The organism is Phenylobacterium sp. (assembly GCF_024508875.1).
GTDB lineage: Bacteria > Pseudomonadota > Alphaproteobacteria > Caulobacterales > Caulobacteraceae > Phenylobacterium.
Window position 1 is genome coordinate 1 of sequence record NZ_JANINU010000165.1, and the last position, 22,875, is coordinate 22,875.

Below are 22,875 nucleotides of genomic sequence, written 5' to 3' on the forward strand. Positions count from 1 at the left end.
ACCAGGCGCCGCGCGACCCGGCCGCCTGGCTGTGGCGCGCGGCGCTGCGCCGGGCGATCGACGCCAGGCGCCGCGCCGCCGTGCGCGAGCGGACGATGCTGGACGCGCCCGAAGCGCCGCCCACGCCGGAGGAGGCGCTGATGGCCGCCGACCAGCCCATCCCCGACGAGCGGCTGAAGCTGATCTTCGTTTGCTGCCATCCTGCGCTGGCTCCCGACACCCGCGCCGCCCTGACGCTGAAGGTCGTCTGCGGCCTCTCCACCGCGCGCCTGGCCCGAGCGTTCTTCGTCGCCGAGCCGGCCATGCTCCAGCGGATCACCCGCGCCAAGGCGAAGATCGCGGGCGCCGGCGTGCCGTTCGAGGTCCCGGACCGCGACGCCTGGCCGGAGCGGCTGGAGGCCGTACTCGCCACGCTCGAGATCGCCTACGCCCAGGCCTACGAGGACGCCGCCCTCTCCGACCGCGACACCGCCCCGTTCGCCGCCGAGGTCCTTCGCCTGTCGGGCCTGTTGGCCGAGCTGACGCCCGGAGAGCCCGAGGTCCTGGGCCTGGCCGCCCTGGTCCGCTTCGCCGAGGCCCGCCGCCCCGCCCGCCTGGACGAGCTGGGCGCCATGGTCCCGCCCGAGCGGCAGGAAACCGCCCTCTGGCGCCACGAGCTCATCGCCGAGGGCGCGACGCTTCTCGACCGCGCGGCCGCGGCCGGGCGCAGCGGCCCGCGCCAGATCCTCGCCGCCATCCACGCGACGCACTGCGCCCGCGCCGAGACCGGCGCCACCGACTGGCCGACGATCGCCATGCTGTACGACGTCCTGGCTGAGGTCCGTCCGCATCCCACCGTCGCCGTCAACCGCGCCGTCGCCGTCGGCGAGGCCCACGGTCCCGAGGCCGGCCTCGCCGCCCTCGCCGCCGTCGGCCGCATGGACGGCTGGCTGCCCTATCAGGCCGCCCTCGCCCACCTCAGCGCCCGTGCCGGCCACCCCGACGCCGCACGGGCCGCCTACGACGCCGCGCTCGGCCTGAACCCGGCGCCCGCCGAGCGCCTGTTCCTGGAGCAGCGGCGGCGAGCCTGCGCCTAAGCCCCGAAGATCCACCCCGCCGTGAGACTGCTCATCTGCACGCCGACGAGGATCATCTGGCCACCGCCCGTCATGTCGATGACCGTGTCGGCGCCGACCTGGCTCACCGTGTACTGGGTGCCCGGATCGAGCTGCACGCGGTCGCCCTGCGCGAGGCTGAAGTCGAGAACCCGGTCGATCCCGGCGTCGCCGAAGGTGTGGAAGATGTCCGCCCCCGCGCCGCCGGTGACGGTGTCCGAGCCCTTGTCGCCTGAGACGTAGTCGTCGCCCGCGCCACCGAACAGCACGTCGTTGTCCTGGCCGCCGCGGACGATGTCGTTCCCGTCCCCGCCCTCGCAGGTGTCGTTCCCGAGGTTGCCGTAGACCAGGTTCTGGCCCGCCGAGCCCACCAGGCTGTCGTTGTCCCGGCCGCCGACCACCCAGTCGTCCCCGCCACCCGACACGCAGGTGTCGTTGCCGGCGTTGCCGTTGATGTCGTCGAAGCCCGACCCGCCGACGATATAGTCGGCCCCTTCGTCCCCGCGCAGGTAGTTCGTCCCGCGTCCACCGAAGATCACATCGTCGCCAGCGCCGCCGCTCAGCGTCTCATTGTCGTTGTCGCCGAGCAGCCCCTCGCCGGCCGCCGTACCCGTCTGGGTCGTCCCCGCGTCGACGGCGAGGTCGATGCGCAGTTGCTCGGCGCCGTCGAACAGCCCGCGCCAAGCGATGAAGTCGACGCGTCCATCGCCGTTCACGTCGGCCGGCGTGATCTGGTCGAAGGCGTTGCCGGGCAACAGGTTCGGAAGCTGGATGAAATGGCCCAGCCCGTCCGCCAGATAGACCGGCGTGGACGAGCCGTTCGACAGCACCATATCCATCAGGCCGTCGCCGTTCACGTCGGCCAGATGCACCCGACGGCTCCAGGCCCCGCCCTGGATCGACGCCGGCAGCCGGCTCGCGGTCTCGTCCACGAAGCCGCCCTGGCCATTGTTGACCAGCAACTGGATCTGCCGCGTCGGATCTCCGGCGCCGAACACCGAATAGCTGATCACCAGGTCCGGCCGCCCGTCGCCGTTCACGTCGAGCGACTGGATATCGACCGCATCGGCGTTCGCCGCGCCGGCCGGCATGGCGACGTTCGAGAGGGTGAACGTACCCCGGCCGTCGTTCAGCAGCAGTTGCGCAGAGCTGTTCAGGCTGGAGCCCAGGAACAGGTCCTTGTCGCCGTCGCCGTCCACGTCGAGGAAGGCCTCGCTCCAGTGGTTCGGCTTGGCGCCCGCGGTCAGCGCCGACGGCAGGCCGGCCTCGCTGCGGGTGAAACCGCCCATCCCGTTGTTGATCAGGAAATACGGCGTGGTGATCGCCTGCCCGCCGCCGCCGTTGCCGACGAAGATGTCCAGGTCGCCGTCGCCGTCAATGTCTGCCGCCTCGGCGGAATGGCTGTAGTCCGACACCTGCGGCAGTTGCGCGGTGGCGTTGGTCAGCCCCGACGCGCCCGAGGACAGGATCAGCCCGTTCTGCGCGCCCGGGAAAGGGTTGGCGTCATAGCCATGGTCGGCCAGGAAGATGTCGGGCCGTCCGTCGCGGTTGAAGTCGGCGACGATGGTCTCGCGCGCATGCACGGTCGTCGGCGCATTGCCGCCGAACGACTGGCTCGTCGCATCGGTGAACCCGCCCGCGCCATTGCCGGTGAATAGCCGCACGGCCGTTCCGCGCGTCTCCAGCGGATAGAGGAAATAGCTGAGGATGAAGTCGGTCCGGCCGTCCCCGTTGAAGTCGCCGACGCCCACCTCGTGGACGAACGCGGTCTCCGAACCGCTACGCAGCGGCACGGAAAAGGTCTGGGAAGTGAAGTACGCCGGCACGATGCCCCCTCGCCTGCGGGCCGGCTATCCGGCCCTCATGCGCAGGTTGTGCCCGGCGCCCACCCGCTTCGCCTCCCCAATCTGGGGGAGTGCTCGGCCTACTCGGCGCCCGGCTTACCCTTCCCGGCGGCTTCCTTCTCCTGCTGTCGGGCCCCGGCGAGGATGGCCGGCAGGGCGTAGTTCCCCTCGTGGCAGGCGTATTCGTAGATGATCCCCTGCAGGGGCGAGAAGTTGTACTCGCCGCCCCACGGCTTATCCCAGGTGTCCGGATCCTCGACCTGGAAGCGATAGTTGATCCGCGTCGGCGAGATGCGGGTGAACCACTCGGTGACCTTCAGGTTCTTCCACGAGCCCATGAAGGCCTCGCGCTGCGGGAAGTTGGTCGTCTCCACCACCAGGGTGTCGCCCTCGAACCGGCCGATCGAGTCGCCCATCCACGGCCGCAAGCCGTCGGTGCGGTGCTGGCCGTTCAGCCGCACGATCCGGGTGTCATGGATCATCTCCACCTGGATCACCACCGTGTCGGGCGTCTGCAGGATCTGGTAGTTGTTGTTGTAGAAGCCGTTGGGCAGCATGGGCGCGGTGGCGTTGCGGCCAAAGCCCATGATGCAGCGCTCGCCCAGCGCCCGCATCTCGTAGCTGTCGTAGTTGTCGCGGTAGCCGCCCATAGGCGGCGCCCCGGCCTTGCGCGGCGGCGGCATCCCGTTCGGCGTGGTGATGATCGAGGTTCGGAACTCGCCGTTCACCTCCATGATGTGCGCGCCGGGGTCCAGCCAGAAGGCGTTGTAGCCGCCGACGTCGCCGCCCGCCGCGCCGAACTCGGGCTTGATGGCGATCAGTTTCGCCTCGCTCGACTTGTCCTGGTAGGCCTGGGTCGAGGTGTTGGGGTCGGTCGGCGCGTCGGCTTCCTCGAGCGCCTTGGCGAAGGTCGCCTCCAGCGCGCGGGCCTCGGCCAGCGGCAGCGTCGGCGCGCTGCTCAGCTTGGGATTGCGCACCAGCGGCGTCAGGGTCGCGTTGCTCCAGTAGCCGGAGAAGTCGGGGCTCCCCCACGCCGTGCGCGGCGCCTTCCAGCCCGGCTGCGGAAGGGTGGGATCGGCCGCAGCGGCTGGCGGCTTGGCCGGAGCTGCCTGCGCAGCGCCCACGACGGCCAGCGTGGTTCCAAGCGCGAGAACAAGCATGCGACGCATGACTTCAAGCCTCCCTGTCAGGTTCTGAACGACCTTTCCGGCCATCATACTACGCCCCGCCCTTTGAGGTCATTCCTTGCGTTCGACGAACGGCGCTCGGATCAGCGTAGCGTTCGGGCGCCAAGGCCCGTCGCGCCGATCCCGCCCCCATCATCCCGGGCCGCGGCGGCCCGCGGCCGAGATCATAATTCTGTTCGTAGTTGGCGACTCGCGCGCCGCGGAGCTCCGCGAGAACCTGAGAAGCGTGGAACGACCTGGATCCGGCGGGTCCTCGCAATTGCGCGGCGCGCCGCACCCTTGAGCTGCAAGTCCATCGCTTCGCGCCCCGACACTCCGACTGGACCCCGGGGCCTTCCTGTAGGGGGAGCCGGCCAAACCTTGTCATCCAAGGTTGGAACGGATACGCGGCTTCCTGTCATGACGAATTCGTTTTCGACCTGCGTCGTATGCGGCGGCGAGGATTGGCTGCAACTGCCGCCGCCCCATGCTTCCCGGTCCGTTCGATCGGACGGCGCCATGGCGCCTGAGCCGATGCTCAAGGCCCAGTGCAGCGCCTGCGCTATGGTGCAGGCCACCTCCATTTCGGACGCGGGGACGCTGACCGCGCTGTACACGCAGGAATACGAACTCTACAGCAATCGCCCGTCTTCGGAGCAGTTCGTATCCGGCCGCTACACGGCGCTGGCGCAGGCGATCGCCTCTTCGATCTCCCCCTACCGCCCACAGCGGGTGCTTGAGGTTGGCTGCGGTAACGGATCGGCATTGAGGGCAATCCAGGCTCTGTGGCCCGAAGCGTATTGCATTGGCGTTGAGCCCATGGGCACCGCCGTCGAGCTCGCGCGCGACGCCGGGATAAACGTTCACCAGGGCATGATCGGCAGCGCCTTGCCGGCTGAGATCGGCGCCGAGAAGTACGACGTCATCTATTCGATACACGTCATCGAGCACACCGAAGACCCGGTCGCCTTCCTGCTCGCCCTGAAAGACCTGCTCCGTCCCTCCGGGCGACTGATCATAACCTGTCCGAACGCCCGCACGCCCAACCTCGAGATCGTGCGAAGCGACCATCAGTTCTCGATGACGCCCTACCATCTGAGCGCCGTCGCTTGGAAGGCCGGGTTCGTCCCCCTTAGAAGCACGCTCTGCCCCGGCGGCGGAGAAGATCTCGACTACGAGTACAACCAGCTGCTCGTGGCCTCGCTGCCGGGCGACGCAGACGAAGCGCCGGCGATGCCTCCCCTGCCCGGCTACCTGCAAGAGGCCAACCGACTGCAGCTCTTCGGCGCCCGCACCAAGTACATGCATGACTTCGCTGGTCTCGACGCCGCGTTGCAGGCGCGCCTTGAGGGCTGCAAGCGAGTCGTTTGCTTCGGCACCGGCGGCTGGGCCTGCATCCTTGCTGGCTTTGCCCCGGAGGTTTGGCGACGCGTCGAGGCCTGCGTCATCGACGGCGTGTCGGATCGCACGTTCTTCGGCCGGCCGATCGTTGCCTATTCCGAGCTGGCCGAGATGAACCCCGACGCGGTGATTGTCGGCGTCAATCCAGCCACCCAGCCGATGATCGGCCAGCGGTTGGAGCGGGCGGGCTATCGGATCGTCCGCTGGGACGATCTCATAGCAATGTAGGTCGTTGCGGTGGCCGACGGCGCCGCATCGCCACAAGTCGCGCTTCCCTTTCCGCGCCCGGGCCCGTAACGCTCGCCGCATGGACGCCGAGCTCAACATTGCGACCGCCCCGTTCCGCGACCCGCGATACGCGCCGCGCCGGCTGACGGTCGACGAGCGCGCGGGCGGCGAGATGGTGCTGACCAATCCGACGCCCTATTCTACCGCGTTCCAGACCGTGACCGCCGCGCTCGGCCACTGGGCCACGGCCGCGCCCGACCGCGTGTGGCTGGCCGAGCGGCCGAAGGCGGATGGGGCCGGCGACGGCTGGCGGGCCGTCACCTTCGCCGAGGCCTGGGAACGGATCGCCGCCCTCGCCGCCGGGCTCCGCGACCTCGGGATCGTCGGCGACCGGCCGCTGCTGATCCTCAGCCGCAACACCATCGACCACGCCCTGATCGCCTACGCGGCGATGGGCCAGGGGATGCCGGTCGCGCCGGTCTCGCCGCAGTACGGTCTGCCCGGCGCCAACACCACGCGCCTCGCCCACGCCTGCGAGGTGCTGAGGCCGGCCGCGGTCTTCACGGAGGACGCCGCGCTTTTCGCCGACGGCCTCGCCGCCGACTGCCTGGCCGGCTTGCCCGTGATCGCCGCCGCCAACGCCCGGCCGAGCAACGTACCGCTGGACCGCCTCTACCACGCCGGTTCGGTGCAGCCCGTCGCGACGCCCGAGCAGCATGCCAAGTACCTGCTGACCTCCGGCTCGACCGGCCTGCCCAAGGCGGTGATCAACACCCACCGCACCATGAGCCTGAACGCGGCGCAGATCACCGCCTGCTTCGACGATCCCGACCCGCCGGTGATGGTCCATTCCGCGCCCTGGAGCCACAGCCTGGGCGCCAACGCGATCCTGCACTACTCGGCCCACCGCGGCGGCTCGCTCTACATCGACGCCGGTCAGCCCACCGCCGGCCGCTTCGGCGAGACGATCCGCAACCTCCGCGACGTGGCGCCCACCTACCAGAACATGGTTCCCGCCGCCTGGATGCTGTTCGCCGAGGCGCTGGAGCAGGACGAGGACCTGGCCCGCGCCTTCTTCTCCCGCGTGCGCCTCCTGCAGTACGGCGGCGCCGCCCTGGGCCAGGCCACCGCCGACCGGATCCAGGCCGTGGCGGTCCGCACCGTCGGCGAGCGCATCAGCTTCGGCTCGGGCTACGGCGCGACCGAGACCGGCCCGACCGCCTGCAACGTCCACTGGCCCAACGCCCGCATGGGGATGATCGGCTTGCCGCTGCCCGGCACCTCGGTGCGCCTGGTCCCCGAGGCGGGCAAGCTCGACTTCCGGGTCAAGGGCCCGCAGGTCACCCCCGGCTACCTGGGCCGGCCCGAGCTGTCGGCCGCCGCCTTCGACGACGAGGGTTTCTACCGCCTGGGCGACGCCGCCCGCTTCGTCGAGCCGGGCAACCCGCAAGCCGGCATGATCTTCGACGGTCGCCTGTCCGAGAACTTCAAGCTGGCCTCCGGCACCTTCGTCATGGTCGGCGAGCTGCGCATCGGCGCCATCGGGGCGATCGGCGACGCGGTCACCGACGCGGTCGTCTGCGGCGAGAACCAGGAGGCCGTGGGCCTCCTGCTCTATCCGAACCCCACCCGCCCCCGGGCCGAAATCGAGGCGGCGGTCCGCGCCGGGATCGAGGCCTTCAACGCCCGCGCCAAGGGCTCCGGCGGCCGCGTCGCCCGGGCCCTGGTCCTGCCCGATCCGCCCGACGCCAACGCCGGCGAGATCACCGACAAGGGCTACATCGCCCAAAGCCTCGCCCGCGTCCGCCGCGCCGAGGCCATCGACCGGCTCTTCGCCGACCCGCAATCCGCCCCCGAAACTTCCGACGTGATGGTGTTCTGATGACCGGCGCCGCCAAAAACGGGGCCGACGCCCTGATCTCGACCCTGGTGGCCAACGAGGTCACCGCGTGCTTCGCCAACCCCGGCACCTCCGAGATGCAGTTCGTGGCCGCCCTGGACGGCGTGCCGGCCATGCGCCCGGTGCTCTGCCAGTTCGAGGGCGTGGCCACCGGCGCCGCCGACGGCTACGGCCGCATCGCCGACAGGCCGGCCTGCACCCTGCTGCACCTGGGCCCCGGCTATGGCAACGGCGTCGCGAACCTGCATAACGCCCGCCGCGCCTTCACGCCCATCGTCAACGTGATCGGCGACCACGCCACCTATCACCGCCAGTACGATGCGCCGCTGAATTCCGACATCGCCACCCTGGTCAAGCCCAACTCCATCTGGGCGAAATCGGCCGACAGCCCGGACACCGTCGCCAGCCTGACCGCAGAGGCCGTCGCCGCCAGCTATGGCCCGCCGGGCGGCCCGGTCAGCCTGATCCTCCCGGCCGACGCCGCGTGGCTGCCCGCGCAGGGCGAGCCGGTGATCGCCCAGAAGCCCGTGCGGCACGCTCCGTCGGGCGCCGCGGTGGATGCGGCCGCCAAGGCGATCAGGGCTGCGAAGAACCCCGTCGTCCTGCTGGGCGGCCAGGCGTGCCGGGCCGAGGCCCTGGTCCAGGCCGCGCGCCTGCAGGCCGCCGGCGTAACCGTCTACACCGACACCTTCGTCGCCCGGCAGCCGCGCGGCGCCGGCGGCTTCCTGCCCAAGAAGATGCAGTACTTCGGGGAGATGGCCCTGGCCGAGCTCGCGGGCGTCGATCTCATGGTCTACGCCGGTACGACCATGCCGGTGGCCTTCTTCGCCTATCCCAATCGGCCCAGCGTCCTGCTCCCCGAAGGTTGCGAGACCCTGACGCTGCTCGACCGCGCCGAAGACGCCGTCGCGGGCCTGGCGGCGCTGGCCGATGCCCTCGGCGCGCCGAAGACGGGTCCGGTTCAGTCGCTCGCGCTGCCCGACGCGCCCACCGGCAAGCTCACCTCCTACGGCGTCGGCGCGGCCATCGCCCGCCACATGCCGGAAGGCGCGATCATCTGCGACGACGCGGTGACGTCGGGCGCCGGCGTCGCGGCCAACACTGCGACCGCCCGGCCGCATGACGTGCTGGCCCTGACCGGCGGCGCCATCGGCATCGGCCTGCCGCTCGCCATCGGCGCCGCGGTGGCCGCGCCCGACCGCAAGGTGCTGAGCCTGAACGGCGACGGCGCGGCGATGTATACGATCCAGGCGCTCTGGACGATGGCGCGCGAGAACCTCGACATCACCGTCGTCGTCTTCGCCAATTACACGTACCGCATCCTCAACGTGGAGATGGAGCGGACCGGCGCGGGCAAAGCCGGCCCGTCGGCCAAGAAGCTGCTGGACCTTGGCGGGCCCGACATCGACTTCGTCGCGGTCGCCAAGGGCTTGGGCCTGCCGGCGGTGACCTGCGCCACCGCCGAAGAGTTCGAGAAGGCCTTCGCCGGCGCCATGTCCCAGCGCGGCCCGATGTTCATCGAAGCCAAGATCTGACGGCCGGCGAGGCCTCGGCTGGCGTCAGCCCAGGCCCTCCGCCAGGATCACGCGGTAGTCGGCGCCCTTCAGGCGGTGCTGCTTGGCCTCCTGGTAGGCCGGGCTGTCGTACCAGGCCTTCGCCGCCGCCTTGTCCGGGAACTGGATCAGCACGACGCCCTCGGCCGGCTCGCCCTCCAGCACTTCGAGGCCGCCGTAAAACGCCAGCGGCGTGATCTGGTGGTCGCCCCGCGCCGCCGCGGCCTTCTGGCTGTAGGTGTTCAGTTCGTCCTGGTCGGTCGTCTTGTTCTTGATGAAGATCACATAGGCGGGCATCGCACGGTTCCTCCGAATCCGGCCGGCACGCTGGCGGGCCTGACCCGGCGTCCGGCAAGCGCCCGCCAAAGCAAAAGGCCCGCGGATCGCTCCGCGGGCCTTCGCCGTTCGGCTCTCGCCTGGACTTAGGTGTTGCCGGGCAGCTTGCAGTTACCGGCGAACGCGCATCCGATGGCCCCGACGGCCGTCACGCTGGGCGCGCTCTGATATTCGATCATGTAACCCTTCAGCTTGTCGGCGCAGGCCACTTCCACGTAGGTCGTGCCCTTCTCCGTCTTGCCGACCACACGGCTGTTCGAGACCTCGCACGAGTTGAAGTTGAACTTCTTCAGGTCCGACGTCAGCAGGGCGTAGGCCGCTTCCGGCTTCGTCAGCGAGCACTTGTAGCCGGCGATCGGGGCGCGGGCGCAGTCCAGCGCCTGACCCTTCTGGCCCGCCTTCGAGATCAGGATGGCGCCCGTGCCGTCCTTGCAGACCAGCTCGACCACTTCCTCGCCCGCCTTCGACGGGAACAGGGCGTACTTGTCGACGTCGCACTTGCCGCCGGCGTTGCTCACCAGCTTGGTATAGAGGCCGGCCTGCTCGCTCTGCGCTTGGCGCGCGTCGGTCAGGGTGCAGCCGCCGAGGATCTGGGTGGCCTTGGCGCACTCGAAGGTCTCGGTCAGCGTACCCGCCGCGGCGACCTTGTAGATGTAGCCCTTACCGTCCTGGCACGACGCCTCGTAGAACGTGGAGCTGTCGCGCGAGACGCCCACGAAGCGGCGGTCCTTCACGGTGCAGCCGTTGTTGGCCTGGGCCGCGTACTTGTCCACGACCGCGATGCGCGTGGCCTTGTCGCTGAGCGTGCACTTAATGTTGGTCTCGGCGTCGTCGTACATCAGGCAGTTCTGCGCCTGGATCGGCTTGGCGCTGTCGAACGGCGCACTGCCCAGCACGATGTAGCCGGCGCCGCCCTGGCAGGCGACTTCCATGTAGGTGTTGGTCTTGGTCTGGCCGATGCCGCGCGCCTGTTCGGGCATGCAGTCGGCGCCGGCGGCCTTCAGCAGCGGCTGGAGAACGGCCTTAGGATCGGAGTTGCCCGGCAGCATGCAGGGCGCGGACGGCGCCTGGCCCGGGGCCGGCGGGGTGTTCGCCTCGACGCAGCTATAGGCGGTGGTCGGCCCCTCGGCCGGCTTCTGCAGGACGTAGCCCATCTGGCCCGTGCCGCAGGCGACTTCGTAGTACGAGGTCTTGGACTTCTTGTCCTCGCCGATCAGGCGCGCATCCGAGACCTGGCAGCTAATGCCGGCGGTCTGCACCACGGCCGGCGCGTCGGCCATCCCCTTCTTCCGCGAGGCTTCGGGGATCGCCGCGGGCTTCTTGCCCTGCGAGATCGCCGTCGCCGGCCCGAGCGCCGCGCAGGCGACCGCGAGCGCAAGCCCGATAGCTCCCAACCCACTCCACTTGGGCATCTTCACCTGACTTCTCTCCTGGCCTTGATTCCTGGGCGCGACTGTGCGGCGCGTGTCTGTGCGCGCCTATAAGCGCTGCACAGCCTCCGGGGTCAAGCTGCCCTGCGAACGGGGCCGAAGTGTGACGTTCTTCCAATCACTTAGCTTGGCCGCTGGCGTTCTGGCCGAGCTGCGTTATGCGGTTCGGCGCACCTTGAGCCGGGCGCCGTCCACGCCGACCACCTCCACGTGCGCGCCGGCCTCCAGGCTTTCGCCCTCGGCCAGCTCGGCCGCCCACTCCTTGCCGTCGATGAAGACGCGGCCCTCCCCGCCGGCGAACCGCTTCACGGCCGAGCCGCGATGGCCCACCAGGCGGCCCACGTTGTCGTTGATGTCCCCCGCCGGCGCGGCCGCCACGTCCCGCGGCAGGTAACGGCGCGCCAGCAGCGTCGAGGCGATCGTCAGCAGCGCGAACAGCAGCAGCGTCGTCGGCCCATCCACGTCGAGCAGGCCGACGACCGCCGCCGTCACCGCCGCCGAGGCGGACGCCCACAGCAGCCAGCCCGACCCGGTGACCACCTCGGCCGCCAGGATCGCGGCGGCGAGCCCGGCCCACACCCAGAACGGCTGCGCCGCATAGAGGCCGACGATGTCCATGCGTCAGGCTCCCGTCTGCGGAACCGCGCCACGACCGCGGCCAGCCGCCGGACGCGGCGCCGGGGGCCCCTCGCCGCCGATGGCTTTCACCAGCTCACCGATGCCGCCGACGGTTCCAACCAGGGCGCCCATTTCGGCCGGCACGATCACCGTCTTCTGCTGCGGGCTGCGGGCCAGTTCGGCGAAGGCCTCCACGTACTTCTGGGCCACGAAGTAGTTGATGGCGTTGACGTCGCCGGCGGCGATGGCGCTCGACACCAGCTCGGTGGCCTTCGCCTCGGCCTGGGCCGCGCGCTCGCGCGCCTCGGCGTCGCGGAAGGCGGCTTCCTTGCGGCCTTCGGCCTCCAGGATCGCCGACTGCTTGGCGCCCTCGGCGCGGGCGATGGCGGCCGACTTCTCGCCATCGGCCTCGGTGATCACCGCGCGCCGCTCGCGCTCGGCCTTCATCTGGCGGGCCATGGCGTTGGTGATGTCCGGCGGCGGCGTCAGGTCCTTGATCTCGATGCGCGCCAGCTTCACGCCCCACGGGCTGGTCGCCTGGTCGATCACGTCCAGCAGCCGCGTGTTGATGTGGTCGCGCTGGCTCAGCACCTCGTCCAGCTCCATCGAGCCCACCACGGTGCGCAGGTTGGTCATCGCCAGTTGCTGGATCGCGAAGTTCAGGTTGTCGACCCGATAGGCCGCCTGGCTGGCGTCCATCACCTGGATGAAGACAATAGCGTCGACTTGGACCATGACGTTGTCCTTGGTGATCACCTCCTGGCGCGGCACGTCCAGCACCTGCTCCATCATGTTCACCCGCCGGCCCACGCCCTCGACGAACGGCGTCAGGAAACTGATCCCCGGCTTCAGCGTGCGCGTGTAGCGGCCGAACTGCTCGACCGTGTACTCGCGGCCCTGCGGCACGATCTTGATGGCGCCCAGCGCGATCACCAGGGCCAGCACCAGGAACACCCCGGCGACAATCATTCCCATCGTCATCCCCCTCCACAGCCTGAGGCTGAGCTTACCCAGCCCGCGCGGCTCCCGCCACGGAAACCGGACAGACACGCTCGCGCCACGTTCGGCGGTCTGTTAGCGGTCCGGAATGATGCGCCGCCTTCTCCTCGTGCCCGCCGCCCCCGTCTGCCTGGGTTTGGCCTGCCTCGCCGCCGCGCCGGCGCCCAAGGCTCCGCCCGCCAAGGCAACCCCTGCGGCCAAGGCCGCGCCGGCCAAGCCTGCGCCGGCCGCCGGCCCCTACGACGCGCAGAACCCGCAGAGCCTCATGGACATCCTGGGCGCGGCGGGCGCCAAGGTGCAGACCAGCCGCAAGGAGGAGGACGCGGTCTTCGTCACCGTCACCTCGACGGCGGCCAACTTCTCGCTGCAGTTCGCCGGCTGCAACCGCCAGGGCCGCGGCTGCCAGGCGGCGCTCTACGACAGCCTGCTGGAGGGCGCCGCCCCCACCTTGGGCCAGATCAACGGCTTCAACCAGACGTCGGTCTTCTGCCGCATCTACCAGGACCGGGGCGGCAAGCCGCACGCCATCTATGCGGCGCTGCTGGTCAAGTCCGACACCCGCGAGACGGCGCTCACCCACCTCGCCGCCTGGCAAGGCTGCCTGGCGGAGGCGCGCACGTTCGTTCGCGACCCGGCCGCGTACCTGGCGGAGGCCGCTTAGGCCGCAACCGCCGCCCGGCCGCGGATCGCCGCCACACGGTCGATGGCCGCCTCGGCCTCGCGCATGATGCGCGCCACGATCTCGCCGGCCGGCAGCACGTCGCGCACCCCGCCCGCGGATTGGCCCATGGCGAAGCAGGAGCGGTCGATGTCGAGCCCCTCGATCTGCCCGCCGATGCCGCCCATCACGCCGGCCTGCGTCGAGATCATCGCCTGTTGCGGGAACGGCTGGATGTCGGCCGTCCGGCGCTCCCAGTCCTCGACGTAGGGGTTCTTCTTCACCCGCATCGGCTTGCCCGAGTAGCTTCGGGTCCGGACCGTGTCCTCATCCGAGGACTCCACGATCACGTCGCGGTACATCTGGCCGGCGTGCGCCTCGGCGGAGGCGATGAAGCGCGTGCCCATCCAGACGCCCACGGCGCCCAGGCTCAGCGCCGCCGCCAGGCCGCGCCCGTCGTAGAGGCCGCCGGCGGCGACCACCGGGATCTTCACCTGCTCCACGGCCTGGGCCACCAGCGGCATGGTGCCGACCAGGCCGGTGTGCCCGCCGCCCTCGCCGCCCTGGCAGATCACGGCGTCGCAGCCGGCCTGCTCGGCCTTCACCGCGTGCTTCACCGCGCCGCAGACCACCATGACTTTCAGCCCGGCCTTCTTCAGCTTCTCGAGGATCGGCATCGGCACGCCCAGGCCGGCCACGAAGCTGGAGGCGCCTTCCTCGATGATCACGTCCACCGAGGCGGTCAGGCTCTCGGGCGAGGCGGCCAGCAGATCGACGCCGAACGGGCCATCGGTCAGCTTGCGCACCTGGCGCATCTGTTCGCGGATGAAGTCCGGCCCGCGCCCAGCCATGCCCAGCACGCCGTAGCCGCCGGCGTTGGTCACCGCCGCCGCCAGCTCGGCGTACGAGACGCCACCCATCCCGGCCAGCATGATCGGGTGCTTCACGCCCAACAGGTCGCAGAGCGGAGTGTGCAGGGTCATCGGACGTCCTCCCGTGTCGTTGGCCGCAAGCATGGCGCCCTGGGTTATCATTGGAAACCGTGACGCGAGGTCAGTCCCGGAGCTAGGCTGCGGCCGGGGGAGAATTCGGGCCATGCTGACCATCCGGCTTCTCGGCGAACTGGAGGTGCGCCAGGACGGCGCGCCCGTGCTGCTGCCCCCCTCGCGCAAGACCCGCGCGCTGCTGGCATACCTCGCCGCCACCGGCCGGCCCGAGCGGCGCGAGCGCCTGTGCGAACTGCTCTGGGACGTGCCCGACGACCCGCGCGGCGCGCTGCGCTGGAGCCTGTCGAAGCTGCGATCGGTCCTCGACCGCGAGGGCGCGCCGGTCGTGACGGCGGACCGGAACCAGGTCGGCGTGCGGCTCGAGCCCGGACAGGTCGACCTGTTCGCCGTCCGCGCCGCCCTGCGCGATGGCGTCGACGGCGCCGCAACCCAAATCCTCGAGAGCCTGGCGGCGATGTTCGCCGGCCCTTTCCTGGCCGACCTCGACCTGCCCCAGAGCCCCGAGCTGCAGTCGTGGATCGCCGCGACCCGGGAAGAGGCCCGCCGCCTGCACGCCGACATCCTCTACATCCTCGACGACCGGCTCGCGGCCGATCCCGAACGGGCCCTGCCCTATGCGCGCCAGCTGGTGCGGCTCGACCCGTGGGCGGAAAGCGCCTGGGCGCGCCTGATCGAACGGCTGAACGCGTTGGGTCGCCACCAGGAAGCCGAAGCGCAGTACACGGCCGCCGGGAAGGCCCTGGCCGACATCGGCGGACCGACCCGGCGCCTGGAACGCGCGCGCCAGCCCGCCGCCGCGCCGCCCGCCCCACCGAAGCCCGCGCCGCCGACCGCCATGCGCCAGGACATCCGCTTCTGCCGCACGGCGGACGGCGTGCGCATCGCCTACGCCCTCGCCGGAGAGGGCCCGCCGCTGGTCAAGTCCGCGAACTGGATGAACCACCTGGAGTACGACTGGGAGAGCCCGATCTTCGCGCACTTCCTGCGCGGCCTCGCGGAGGATCGCCAGTTGCTCCGCTACGACGCCCGCGGCAACGGCCTGTCGGATTGGGACGTCGGCGAGGTCGGGCAGGAGGCGTGGTACGCCGACTTCGAGGCGGTGATCGAGGCGTCCGGCTTCGATCGCTTCCCGATCCTTGGTCTCTCGCAGGGCGCGGCCAGCGCGATCACCTACGCGGTCCGCCATCCCGAGCGGGTGACACACCTCGTCCTGCACGGCGCCTTCGCCGCCGGCCGCCGGGATCCGGCGGGCATCGCGGAACGCAAGGCGATGAGCACCCTGATCCGCGGGGGATGGGCGCAGGAGAACCCGGCCTTCCGCCAGCTCTTCGCCTCGCTGTTCATCCCCGGCGCGACCCATGACCTCGCCGACGCCTTCAACGAGCTGCAGCGCCGCACCACCTCGGCCGAGTGCGCCGCCCGCTATTTCGAGGCTGCCGGCCAGCTCGACGTGCTCGAGCTGCTGCCGAAGGTGTCCGTGCCGACCCTCGTCCTGCATTCGCGCGGCGACTCCATGGTCCCCATCGAGGCCGGTCGCCTGCTGGCGGCGGCGATCCCGGGCGCCCGCTTCGTCGCGCTCCCGGGCCAGAACCACATGCTGCTGGAGGACGAGCCGGCCACGCCGCGCTTCTTCGAGGAACTGCGCCGCTTCCTCGACAGCTAGCCCGTCACCACCAGCCGCGGCCGGACGGCGATGGGCTGGGTGATGGTGTGCAGCGTGGGCGAGGTCGCCAGCATCGCGTCGAAAATCCGTCGGAAGGCCTCGTCGGGCGCCGAGCCCTTCACCCGCACCGTCGTCTCCAGCCCGGCGTAGCCCGGCGCCACGGCCGGATCGACGCCGAGCAGTCCGCGCAGGTCGATGTCGCCTTCGGTCGACACGTCCAGCCGGTGGATCTCCAGCCCCTCCAGCGCGCACAGCGTCGCGAAACGGAAGGTGAGGCATGCGTTCAGCGCCGCCAGCAGGTACTCCTGCGGGTTCGCGAAGTTGTCGGTGCCGCCCAGCTCCGAGGGCTGGTCCACCTCGATTTCGAACGGCCGGCGCTGGGTCCGCCCGCCGACGCTGAACACGTCCACCTGACCGCTGCTGCGCAGGCGGCTGCGCCAGCTATTGCTGACGCGCCAGCGGGTGAGCGCCCTCGCCGGCCGGCGACGGACGCTGTCGATGAGGGCGCGCAGGTCGTGGATCGGCACGCCGTTGAGATAGCTGCGACGGCCGAGATGGGTGGCGACGGTCATGGTGGTCCTCCTTTCCGCGCAGGATGGCCACCACAGCGTTTGAACCAGCGTGGCGCCCGGCGTGGAAATCGGGGACGCGGACCGTGGATTCGGCGCTCAGGCCGGTCGCACCACCGCCAGCCGCGAGAGCTCGCTCGCCGCGAAGTCGAGGAACGTCCGCACCCGCGGCGGGGTGAGCCGCGCGCTGGCCGTCACCAGTTGGATCGGGATCGGAGCGGGCTCGAACGGCTGAAGCACGCGGACCAGCCGCCCGTCGGCCAGTTCGTCGGCGACCTGATAGGAGAACACCCGCGTCACGCCCCTTCCCGCGACCGCGGCGGCCACCACCGGCTCGATGGCGTTGATCATCAGCCGGGGCTGCAGGCGCACGATGGCGGCTCCGCGCGGCCCTTCGAAGCGCCACTCGGTGGGGCCGGACTGCGTGCTGGGATAGATCACCTCGTGTTCGGCGAGGTCGCCCGGCTGCTGGGGCGTTCCGCGCCGGGTCAGGTAGTCGGGCGCCGCGACCACGATGCGGCGCACCTCGCCCACCCGCCGGGCCACGAGGCTGGAGTCCGCCAGGGCGCCGATCCGCACGGCGATGTCCAGGCCCTGGTCGACGAGGTCGAGATTGCGGTCGTTCAGCACCAGTTCCCCGCTGACGCCGGCGTGGGCGTCGAGGAAGGCCGTCAGCACAGGCGCCACATGCCGCCGCCCGAACACCAGCGGCGCGCTGATCCGGACAGCGCCCCGCAGCGGTCCCGTCTCGTCGTGCGCCATGGCCGTCTCGTAGGCGGCGAGCAGGGCGCGCGCCTCCTCGGCCAGCCGGCGGCCGGCGTCGGTGATGGCGAGCTTGCGCGTGGTCCGCTCCACCAGCCGCGCGCCGACCCGCGATTCGAGCGTCGCGAGCGTGCGTGTGACCACCGCGGGGGAGCGGCGCAATCGGCGCGCGGCGGCGGCGAGGCTCCCTCCCTCCAGCACGGCCACGAACACGGCCAGTTCGTCGAGACGATCCATTATTGTGCTTTTCGCAATTCTGACTTGCGATCTTGCCGCCTTCTCCCCAATCCGCGCAATGACTAGCTTCACCGTCATGAGAAACATCATCCGCCTGCACGGCGTCCCGCTTTCCGGCCACGCCCACAAGGTGAGCCTGTTCCTGGGCCTGCTCGGCCTGCCCTTCGAGGCGGTCGAGTCCGGCCGCGACACGCGCGCCACCGAGGCCTTCCTGCGCCTCAACCCGCTGGGCCAGATTCCCGTGCTGGAGGACGGCGACCTGGTCCTCGCCGACTCCAACGCGATCCTCTTGTACCTCGCGAAGCGCTACGATCCGGCGGGGCGCTGGCTGCCGGAGGACCCCGCCGGCGCGGCTGCGGTGCAGCGCTGGCTGTCGATCTCGGCAGGCGAGGTGCGGTTCGGGCCCGCCAACGCCCGCGCGGTCCACCTGTTCGGCCTCAAGACCGACCTCGCCGACGCCCACGCGGTCGCCGCCCGCCTGCTGGGCTTCATGGACGCCACGCTCGCCGCCCGCGACTGGCTGGCCGCCGACCGCCCGACCCTCGCCGACGTGGCCTGCTACCCCTATGTGGCCTGCGCGCCGGAAGGCGGGGTCGACCTCGAACCCTATCCGGCGGTCCGCGCCTGGGTCGCCCGCGTCGAGGCCTTGCCCGGCGCCGCTGCCATGCCGCGCTCGGCGGTCCCGGCCTGATCGCCATGGACGCCTCTCCCTGGCACACGGGCGAACTGCAGGCCCAGCGCCTGTCGGGCGCCGACCACATCCCCGGCGGCGCCGGCATCCGCGCGTTCATGCCCGATCAGCACCGGGACTTCTTCAACGCCCTGCCCTTCATGGTCGCGGCCACGGTCGACGAGGCCGGCGCCCCGATGGCCACCCTGCTCACCGGCCGGCCGGGCTTCGTGACCAGTCCCGATCCCATGACCCTGCATCTGGCCGCCAGCAGCGCCGACCCGGCGGGCCGCCGCCTGGTCCCCGGCGCGCCAATCGGCCTGCTGGGCATCCAGCCCGACACCCGTCGGCGCAATCGCGCGAACGGCGTGGTCGAGGCCGTGACCGAGGCCGGCATGAGCGTCCACGTCCGCCAGAGCTTCGGAAACTGCCCGCAGTACATCCACCCGCGACACGTGATGGCCGACCGGCGGGTTGTGATCGCGGCCGAACCGTTCGAGGGCTTCGACGCCCGCGCGCGCAAGCAGGTGACCGCCGCCGACACCTTCTTCGTCGCCACCTCCAGTGGGCAGGGCGTGCAGAATGGCGGCGTCGACGTCTCCCACCGCGGCGGGCCGCCGGGCTTCGTCCGCGTCACGGACGATGTGCTGACGATCCCCGACTACCGGGGCAACCGCTACTTCAACACCCTCGGCAACCTGCTGCTGGATCCGCGTGCGGCCCTGCTGTTCGTGGACTTCTCGAACGGCGAGCTCCTGCAGCTCCAGGGAACGGCCGAAATCGCCTGGGAAGAGCACGACCTGCCCGGCGCCGAACGCACTTGGCGGTTCAAGGTCGAACGCGGATGGCGCGGTCCGGCCGGGCTCTATGCCTGAACCTGGGCCTTGCCGCGTTTCGGAGGCGGCGGTTGCGGCCGGGAGAACACCAGTTCTTCGTCCGAGGACGTGGCCGGTTGAAAGCGGTAGCCGTCGACGTCGAAGGCCCTGAGGTCGGCGGCCTTGTCGATCCGGTTGTCGATGGCGAAGCGCGCCATGGCCCCTCGTGCACGCTTGGCGAAGAACGAGACGATCTTGGCCTCGCCATCCTTCTCTTCCAGGAACCGGCACGACAGCACAGGGGCCTTCAGCGCCGCGCGATCGACTGCGCCGAAGTATTCGCCGCTGGCGCAGTTCACCAGCGTGCGGTCCTTGTGGCCGGCCAGCGCCTCGTCCAGCGCCTCCGCGATCCGCGAACCCCAGAAGTCGTAGAGGCTGTGGCCGCGGCGGGTCTTGATCCGCACGCCCATCTCCAGACGGTAGGGCTGGATCGCGTCCAGCGGCCGCAGCACGCCATAGAGGCCCGACAGGATCCGCACGTGCTCCTGCGCCCAGCCGAGGGCCTTCCGGTCCAGCTCGCGCGCCTTCAGTCCGAGATAGACGTCGCCGTTGAAGGCGAACGCCGCCTGGAGCCCCTCCTCGCTCTCGGGGTCGAAGGCCTGGAACCGCGCGCGGTTCAGGTCCGCCAAGCTGTCCGACAGGTCCATCATCCGCTTCAGGTCGGCCGCGCGCAGCTTCCTGGTCACCTTCGACAGCTCGGCGGTGTGTTCCACAAACTGCGGCAGGGTCAGGGGCGCGGTCTGCGCCGGTGCATCGAAGTTCAGGGCCTTGGCGGGGGAAAGCACGATCAGCATCGCCCCCCCTTTGCCGCGACTTTACCCCGGCGCCAAGGACACGCTTGGGGTGGCGCTTCGATCTAGAACAGCACGCGCGGGTTCAGGATGCGCTTGGGGTCGAGGGCGTGCCGGATCGCTCTCTGCGCGGCCAGCTCCACCTCGCTCTTGTAGCGGGCGCCCTCGGTGGTCTTCATCGCGCCCAGGCCGTGCTCGGCGCTGATCGATCCGCCCATCTTCGCCACGATGTCGTGGACGATCCGGGAGCCCTGGTCGCGCCGGGCGGAATGTTCGGCGTCGGAGCCGCCGTCGGCCCGCAGGACGTCGTAGTGGATATTGCCGTCGCCCACGTGCCCGAAGGCGGCGATCCGCGCGCCGGGCGCGAAGGCCTGCATCGCCGCGGTGGCCTCAGCCAGGAACGCCGCCACCTGGCTCACCGGCACCGAGACGTCGTGCTTCCAGGTCGCGCCCTCGGGCTTCTGGGCCGGCGACTGGTTCTCGCGGATCGCCCACAGCGCCTTGGCCTGGGCCTCGGTCTGGGCGACCACCGCGTCGCGGATCAGGCCGGCCTCCAGGCCCTCGGCCAGGAACCGCTCCATGGCCGCCTCCGCCGACCCCGGCTCGCCCGACGAGAATTCCGCGAGCACGTACCAGGGATGCGGCGCGGCCAGCGGGTCGCGCGTGCCGGCGATGTTGCGCAGGGCGAAGTCGATGCCGAGCCGGCCCATCAGCTCGAAAGCCTCCACCGCCCCGCCGGTCTCCTCCTTCGCGCGGGCCAGCAGCCGGATAGCGTCCTCGGGGCTGCCCAGCCCGATCATCGCCACCGCCCGCGAGGCCATCACCGGGTACAGCTTGAGCGCCGCCGCCGTGACCACGCCCAGCGTCCCTTCGGCCCCGATCAAAAGCTGCTTCAGGTCGTAGCCGGTGTTGTCCTTGCGCAGGCGCTTCAGCCCGTTCCAAATCTCGCCGGTAGGGAGCACCGCCTCCAGCCCCAGCACCAGGTTGCGGGTCATGCCGTAGCGCAGGACCTGGGTGCCGCCGGCATTGGTCGATACCACCCCGCCCACCGTGGCCGAGCCTTCCGACGCCAGGCCCAGCGGGAACCGGCGGCGCACCTCGGCGGCGGCGGCATGCACCTCGGCCAGGGTGACCCCCGCCTCCGCGGTCAGGGCGTCGTCGAAGGCGTCGACCTCGCGGATGCCCTTCATCCGTTCGGTGGAGAGCAGGATCTCGCCCTGCGGGATCTGGCCGCCCACGAGACCGGTGTTGCCGCCCTGGATCGTGATCGGCTGGCCGGCCTCGAAGCAGACGCCGACCACGGCGGCCACCTCGGCGGTGGTCTTCGGCAACGCCAGGAACGGGGTCTGGCCGACCCAGCGGTCCCGCCATTCCACCAGCTTCGGCGCGATCCGCTCCGGGTCCTCGCTGAACCCGGCCGGACCCAGCACAGCCTTGAGGCGGGAGATCAGGTCGGCGGCGACGGGAGCGGTCATGACCTCAATCTAGTCCTCGCGCCCTAGCCCACAAAGCCCGCGGCGCGCTTGAGCCGGTCGTTGATCGCCTCGCCCAGCCCTTCGTGCGGGATCGGCGCGACCGCGATGCCCACGGGGTGGGTCCGATCCGCCCCGCGCAGGTAGGCGAAGAGGTTGGCCGCGGCCTCCGCCAGTTCACCCGTGGGGCTGAGGTTCCAGGGGCCGTCACCGCCCGGCCCGAACGACAGCCAGGCTTCGCCGGGGTGCGGCCCGGTCGCCTCCAGCCGCACGGGGGCGTTGGGCGCATAGTGGCGAGCCAAGCGGCCGGGCGAGCGCTTGGCGTCGTCCTCGGCCTCGGCGAGCGGGCCGATCACCGCCTCGATCTGCGCCCGGGTCACGGCGCCGGGTCGCAGCAACCGCGGCCGGTCCAGCAGCGCCACGACCGTGGACTCCAGGCCCACCGCGCAGGGGCCGCCGTCCAGGGCCGCCGCCGCTGCGGCCCCGGTCTCTTCCACGGCGTCGGGGAAGGTGGTCGGGCTTGGCCGCCCCGAGCGATTGGCGGATGGCGCGACCACCGGCCGGCCCAGTGCGGCGATCAGCGCGTGCGCCATCGGGTGCGCCGGCGCACGCACGGCCACGGTGTCGAACCCGGCGCGCGCGAGGTCGCAGACCGCCGCCTCATCGGCGACTGGCAGCACCAGCGTCAGCGGCCCCGGCCAGAACCGCGCGGCCAGCGCCTCGGCGCGCGCATCGAACCGCGCGATCCGCCGCGCCATCTCCAGGTCGGCCACATGGGCGATCAGCGGGTTGAAGCTGGGGCGGCCCTTCGCCTCGTAGACGGCCGCCACCGCGCGCGGATTGGCCGCGTCCGCCGCCAGGCCATAGACGGTCTCGGTCGGCATCAGCACGAGTCCGCCCTCAGTCAGGGCCTGCGCCGCCCGCTCGGTCGATGTGGCTGAAGGTGTCGCGTTCACGCGCGCTCGTTACACCGGCGCGGACGGCGCGCCTACTTCCGCACGAACTCGACCTCGAACGTCAGGTCGATGACGTCCCCGGCGACCAGGCGTCCGGAGGTCATGCCGTGCTCGGATCGACGCACCTTGCCCTGCCCCGAGAACCGCAGGCGCCCCGGCTCCACGTCCTGCAGCGTCACCTCCAGCACCAGCGGGCGGGTGACGCCGTGCAGGGTGAGGTCGCCGGCCAGGACGCCGCGCCCGCCGGCCTCCGGATGATAGCTGCGCGACCGGAAGTCGATGGTGGGAAAGCGGACGGGGTCGAAGAGGGCGAGCGCGGTGCGCGTTCCGGCCTTGTCGGGAGCCTCGACGGATCGCGGGTCCACACTGATCCAGACCGGAGATCCCGCGAGATCGGCGGGATTGTGGTCGAGCCGACCGCTCAAGCTCCCGAACCGCAGCGGGTATCGGTAAAGACCGCCCAGGAGCGACGCCTTGGCCACCAAGCTCGAGCGGGTGGGGTCCAGGCGATAGACGCCGGCCGCCGCGAGGCTCGGGTCCGTTCCGGCGCGCGCGGCGTCGGCCATCAGCAGCGCGGCGAGCAGGGCGAGCAGTCGGAACGGGTTCGGCAAGGCAAGTCTCCGGCGGTCCATCCTAACGTCGCCGC

Annotated in this window: 21 protein-coding genes; 8 read left to right on the top strand and 13 right to left on the bottom strand. The window is 71.0% G+C overall.

Annotated features, from left to right (window positions below):
- A partial coding sequence (locus Q0L11_RS13135) for a DUF6596 domain-containing protein (RefSeq protein ID WP_296597807.1) occupies positions 1 to 1,076 on the top strand: 1,076 nt, incomplete at its 5' end.
- On the opposite strand, the gene Q0L11_RS13140 is transcribed toward Q0L11_RS13135, so the two are convergent.
- A complete protein-coding gene (locus tag Q0L11_RS13140) occupies positions 1,073 to 2,887 on the bottom strand; it encodes an FG-GAP-like repeat-containing protein (protein WP_296597808.1) in 1,815 nt (604 codons plus the stop codon). The two genes, Q0L11_RS13135 and Q0L11_RS13140, sit on opposite strands and share 4 nt — an antisense overlap.
- Before the next feature lie 131 nt (positions 2,888 to 3,018).
- Complete coding sequence (locus Q0L11_RS13145; RefSeq protein ID WP_296597809.1) at positions 3,019 to 4,107, bottom strand: hypothetical protein; 1,089 nt, start codon at positions 4,105 to 4,107, stop codon at positions 3,019 to 3,021.
- A 417-nt stretch (positions 4,108 to 4,524) separates the two neighbouring features.
- Here Q0L11_RS13145 and Q0L11_RS13150 point away from each other — a divergent pair, with 417 nt between their 5' ends.
- From Q0L11_RS13150 to Q0L11_RS13160, 3 genes are all read left to right on the top strand, one after another.
- Entirely contained in the window at positions 4,525 to 5,733 is a 1,209-nt protein-coding gene (locus Q0L11_RS13150; protein ID WP_296597810.1) for a class I SAM-dependent methyltransferase, read from the top strand.
- Positions 5,734 to 5,812: 79 nt separating this feature from the next.
- Positions 5,813 to 7,615: a feruloyl-CoA synthase gene (locus tag Q0L11_RS13155; protein WP_296597811.1), complete on the top strand. Its 1,803-nt coding sequence runs from the start codon at positions 5,813 to 5,815 to the stop codon at positions 7,613 to 7,615.
- A complete protein-coding gene (locus Q0L11_RS13160) occupies positions 7,615 to 9,168 on the top strand; it encodes an acetolactate synthase large subunit (protein WP_296597812.1) in 1,554 nt (517 codons plus the stop codon). Before Q0L11_RS13155 ends, Q0L11_RS13160 begins: the two co-directional genes overlap by 1 nt.
- 24 nt (positions 9,169 to 9,192) lie before the next feature.
- Here Q0L11_RS13160 and Q0L11_RS13165 read toward each other — a convergent pair whose 3' ends face one another.
- From Q0L11_RS13165 to Q0L11_RS13180, 4 genes are all read right to left on the bottom strand, one after another.
- Positions 9,193 to 9,483, bottom strand: a complete 291-nt coding sequence (locus tag Q0L11_RS13165) for a DUF1330 domain-containing protein (protein ID WP_296597813.1) — start codon at positions 9,481 to 9,483, stop codon at positions 9,193 to 9,195.
- 125 nt (positions 9,484 to 9,608) lie between these two features.
- The gene (locus Q0L11_RS13170) at positions 9,609 to 10,940 is read right to left on the bottom strand and encodes a hypothetical protein (protein ID WP_296597815.1); all 1,332 of its coding nucleotides are present in this window, start codon (positions 10,938 to 10,940) and stop codon (positions 9,609 to 9,611) included.
- Positions 10,941 to 11,108: 168 nt separating this feature from the next.
- On the bottom strand, positions 11,109 to 11,570 hold the full coding sequence (locus tag Q0L11_RS13175) for an NfeD family protein (RefSeq protein WP_296597816.1): 462 nt from the start codon (positions 11,568 to 11,570) through the stop codon (positions 11,109 to 11,111).
- Between the two features lie 3 nt (positions 11,571 to 11,573).
- Positions 11,574 to 12,545 (bottom strand): SPFH domain-containing protein, encoded by a 972-nt coding sequence (locus Q0L11_RS13180; RefSeq protein WP_296597818.1) that lies wholly within the window; start codon positions 12,543 to 12,545, stop codon positions 11,574 to 11,576.
- 115 nt (positions 12,546 to 12,660) lie between these two features.
- On the opposite strand from Q0L11_RS13180, the gene Q0L11_RS13185 reads away from it, so the two are divergent.
- Positions 12,661 to 13,230, top strand: a complete 570-nt coding sequence (locus Q0L11_RS13185; protein ID WP_296597819.1) for a hypothetical protein — start codon at positions 12,661 to 12,663, stop codon at positions 13,228 to 13,230.
- Here the strand turns inward: Q0L11_RS13185 and Q0L11_RS13190 are convergent.
- Positions 13,227 to 14,210 (bottom strand): nitronate monooxygenase family protein, encoded by a 984-nt coding sequence (locus tag Q0L11_RS13190; protein WP_296597821.1) that lies wholly within the window; start codon positions 14,208 to 14,210, stop codon positions 13,227 to 13,229. The two genes, Q0L11_RS13185 and Q0L11_RS13190, sit on opposite strands and share 4 nt — an antisense overlap.
- Before the next feature lie 112 nt (positions 14,211 to 14,322).
- Here Q0L11_RS13190 and Q0L11_RS13195 point away from each other — a divergent pair, with 112 nt between their 5' ends.
- The gene (locus Q0L11_RS13195; protein ID WP_296597822.1) at positions 14,323 to 15,897 is read left to right on the top strand and encodes an alpha/beta hydrolase; all 1,575 of its coding nucleotides are present in this window, start codon (positions 14,323 to 14,325) and stop codon (positions 15,895 to 15,897) included.
- Here the strand turns inward: Q0L11_RS13195 and Q0L11_RS13200 are convergent.
- Positions 15,894 to 16,469: an OsmC family protein gene (locus tag Q0L11_RS13200; protein WP_296597823.1), complete on the bottom strand. Its 576-nt coding sequence runs from the start codon at positions 16,467 to 16,469 to the stop codon at positions 15,894 to 15,896. The two genes, Q0L11_RS13195 and Q0L11_RS13200, sit on opposite strands and share 4 nt — an antisense overlap.
- 96 nt (positions 16,470 to 16,565) lie before the next feature.
- Positions 16,566 to 17,465 (bottom strand): LysR family transcriptional regulator, encoded by a 900-nt coding sequence (locus tag Q0L11_RS13205; RefSeq protein ID WP_296597825.1) that lies wholly within the window; start codon positions 17,463 to 17,465, stop codon positions 16,566 to 16,568.
- A gap of 76 nt (positions 17,466 to 17,541) precedes the next feature.
- Here Q0L11_RS13205 and Q0L11_RS13210 point away from each other — a divergent pair, with 76 nt between their 5' ends.
- Positions 17,542 to 18,156 carry a glutathione S-transferase gene (locus Q0L11_RS13210; RefSeq protein ID WP_296597826.1) on the top strand — a complete coding sequence of 205 codons (615 nt, stop codon included), beginning with the start codon at positions 17,542 to 17,544 and terminating at the stop codon, positions 18,154 to 18,156.
- Positions 18,157 to 18,161: 5 nt separating this feature from the next.
- Complete coding sequence (locus Q0L11_RS13215; RefSeq protein WP_296597827.1) at positions 18,162 to 19,010, top strand: pyridoxamine 5'-phosphate oxidase family protein; 849 nt, start codon at positions 18,162 to 18,164, stop codon at positions 19,008 to 19,010.
- Here the strand turns inward: Q0L11_RS13215 and yaaA are convergent.
- The 4 genes from yaaA to Q0L11_RS13235 form a co-directional block, all read right to left on the bottom strand.
- Entirely contained in the window at positions 19,001 to 19,804 is an 804-nt protein-coding gene (gene yaaA / locus Q0L11_RS13220; protein WP_296597828.1) for a peroxide stress protein YaaA, read from the bottom strand. The two genes, Q0L11_RS13215 and yaaA, sit on opposite strands and share 10 nt — an antisense overlap.
- A 62-nt stretch (positions 19,805 to 19,866) precedes the next feature.
- On the bottom strand, positions 19,867 to 21,276 hold the full coding sequence (locus Q0L11_RS13225) for an FAD-binding oxidoreductase (protein ID WP_296597830.1): 1,410 nt from the start codon (positions 21,274 to 21,276) through the stop codon (positions 19,867 to 19,869).
- Between the two features lie 23 nt (positions 21,277 to 21,299).
- Positions 21,300 to 22,229 carry an L-threonylcarbamoyladenylate synthase gene (locus Q0L11_RS13230; protein ID WP_296597832.1) on the bottom strand — a complete coding sequence of 310 codons (930 nt, stop codon included), beginning with the start codon at positions 22,227 to 22,229 and terminating at the stop codon, positions 21,300 to 21,302.
- Between the two features lie 32 nt (positions 22,230 to 22,261).
- Positions 22,262 to 22,840: a YceI family protein gene (locus tag Q0L11_RS13235; protein ID WP_296597833.1), complete on the bottom strand. Its 579-nt coding sequence runs from the start codon at positions 22,838 to 22,840 to the stop codon at positions 22,262 to 22,264.
- Positions 22,841 to 22,875 lie beyond the last annotated feature (35 nt).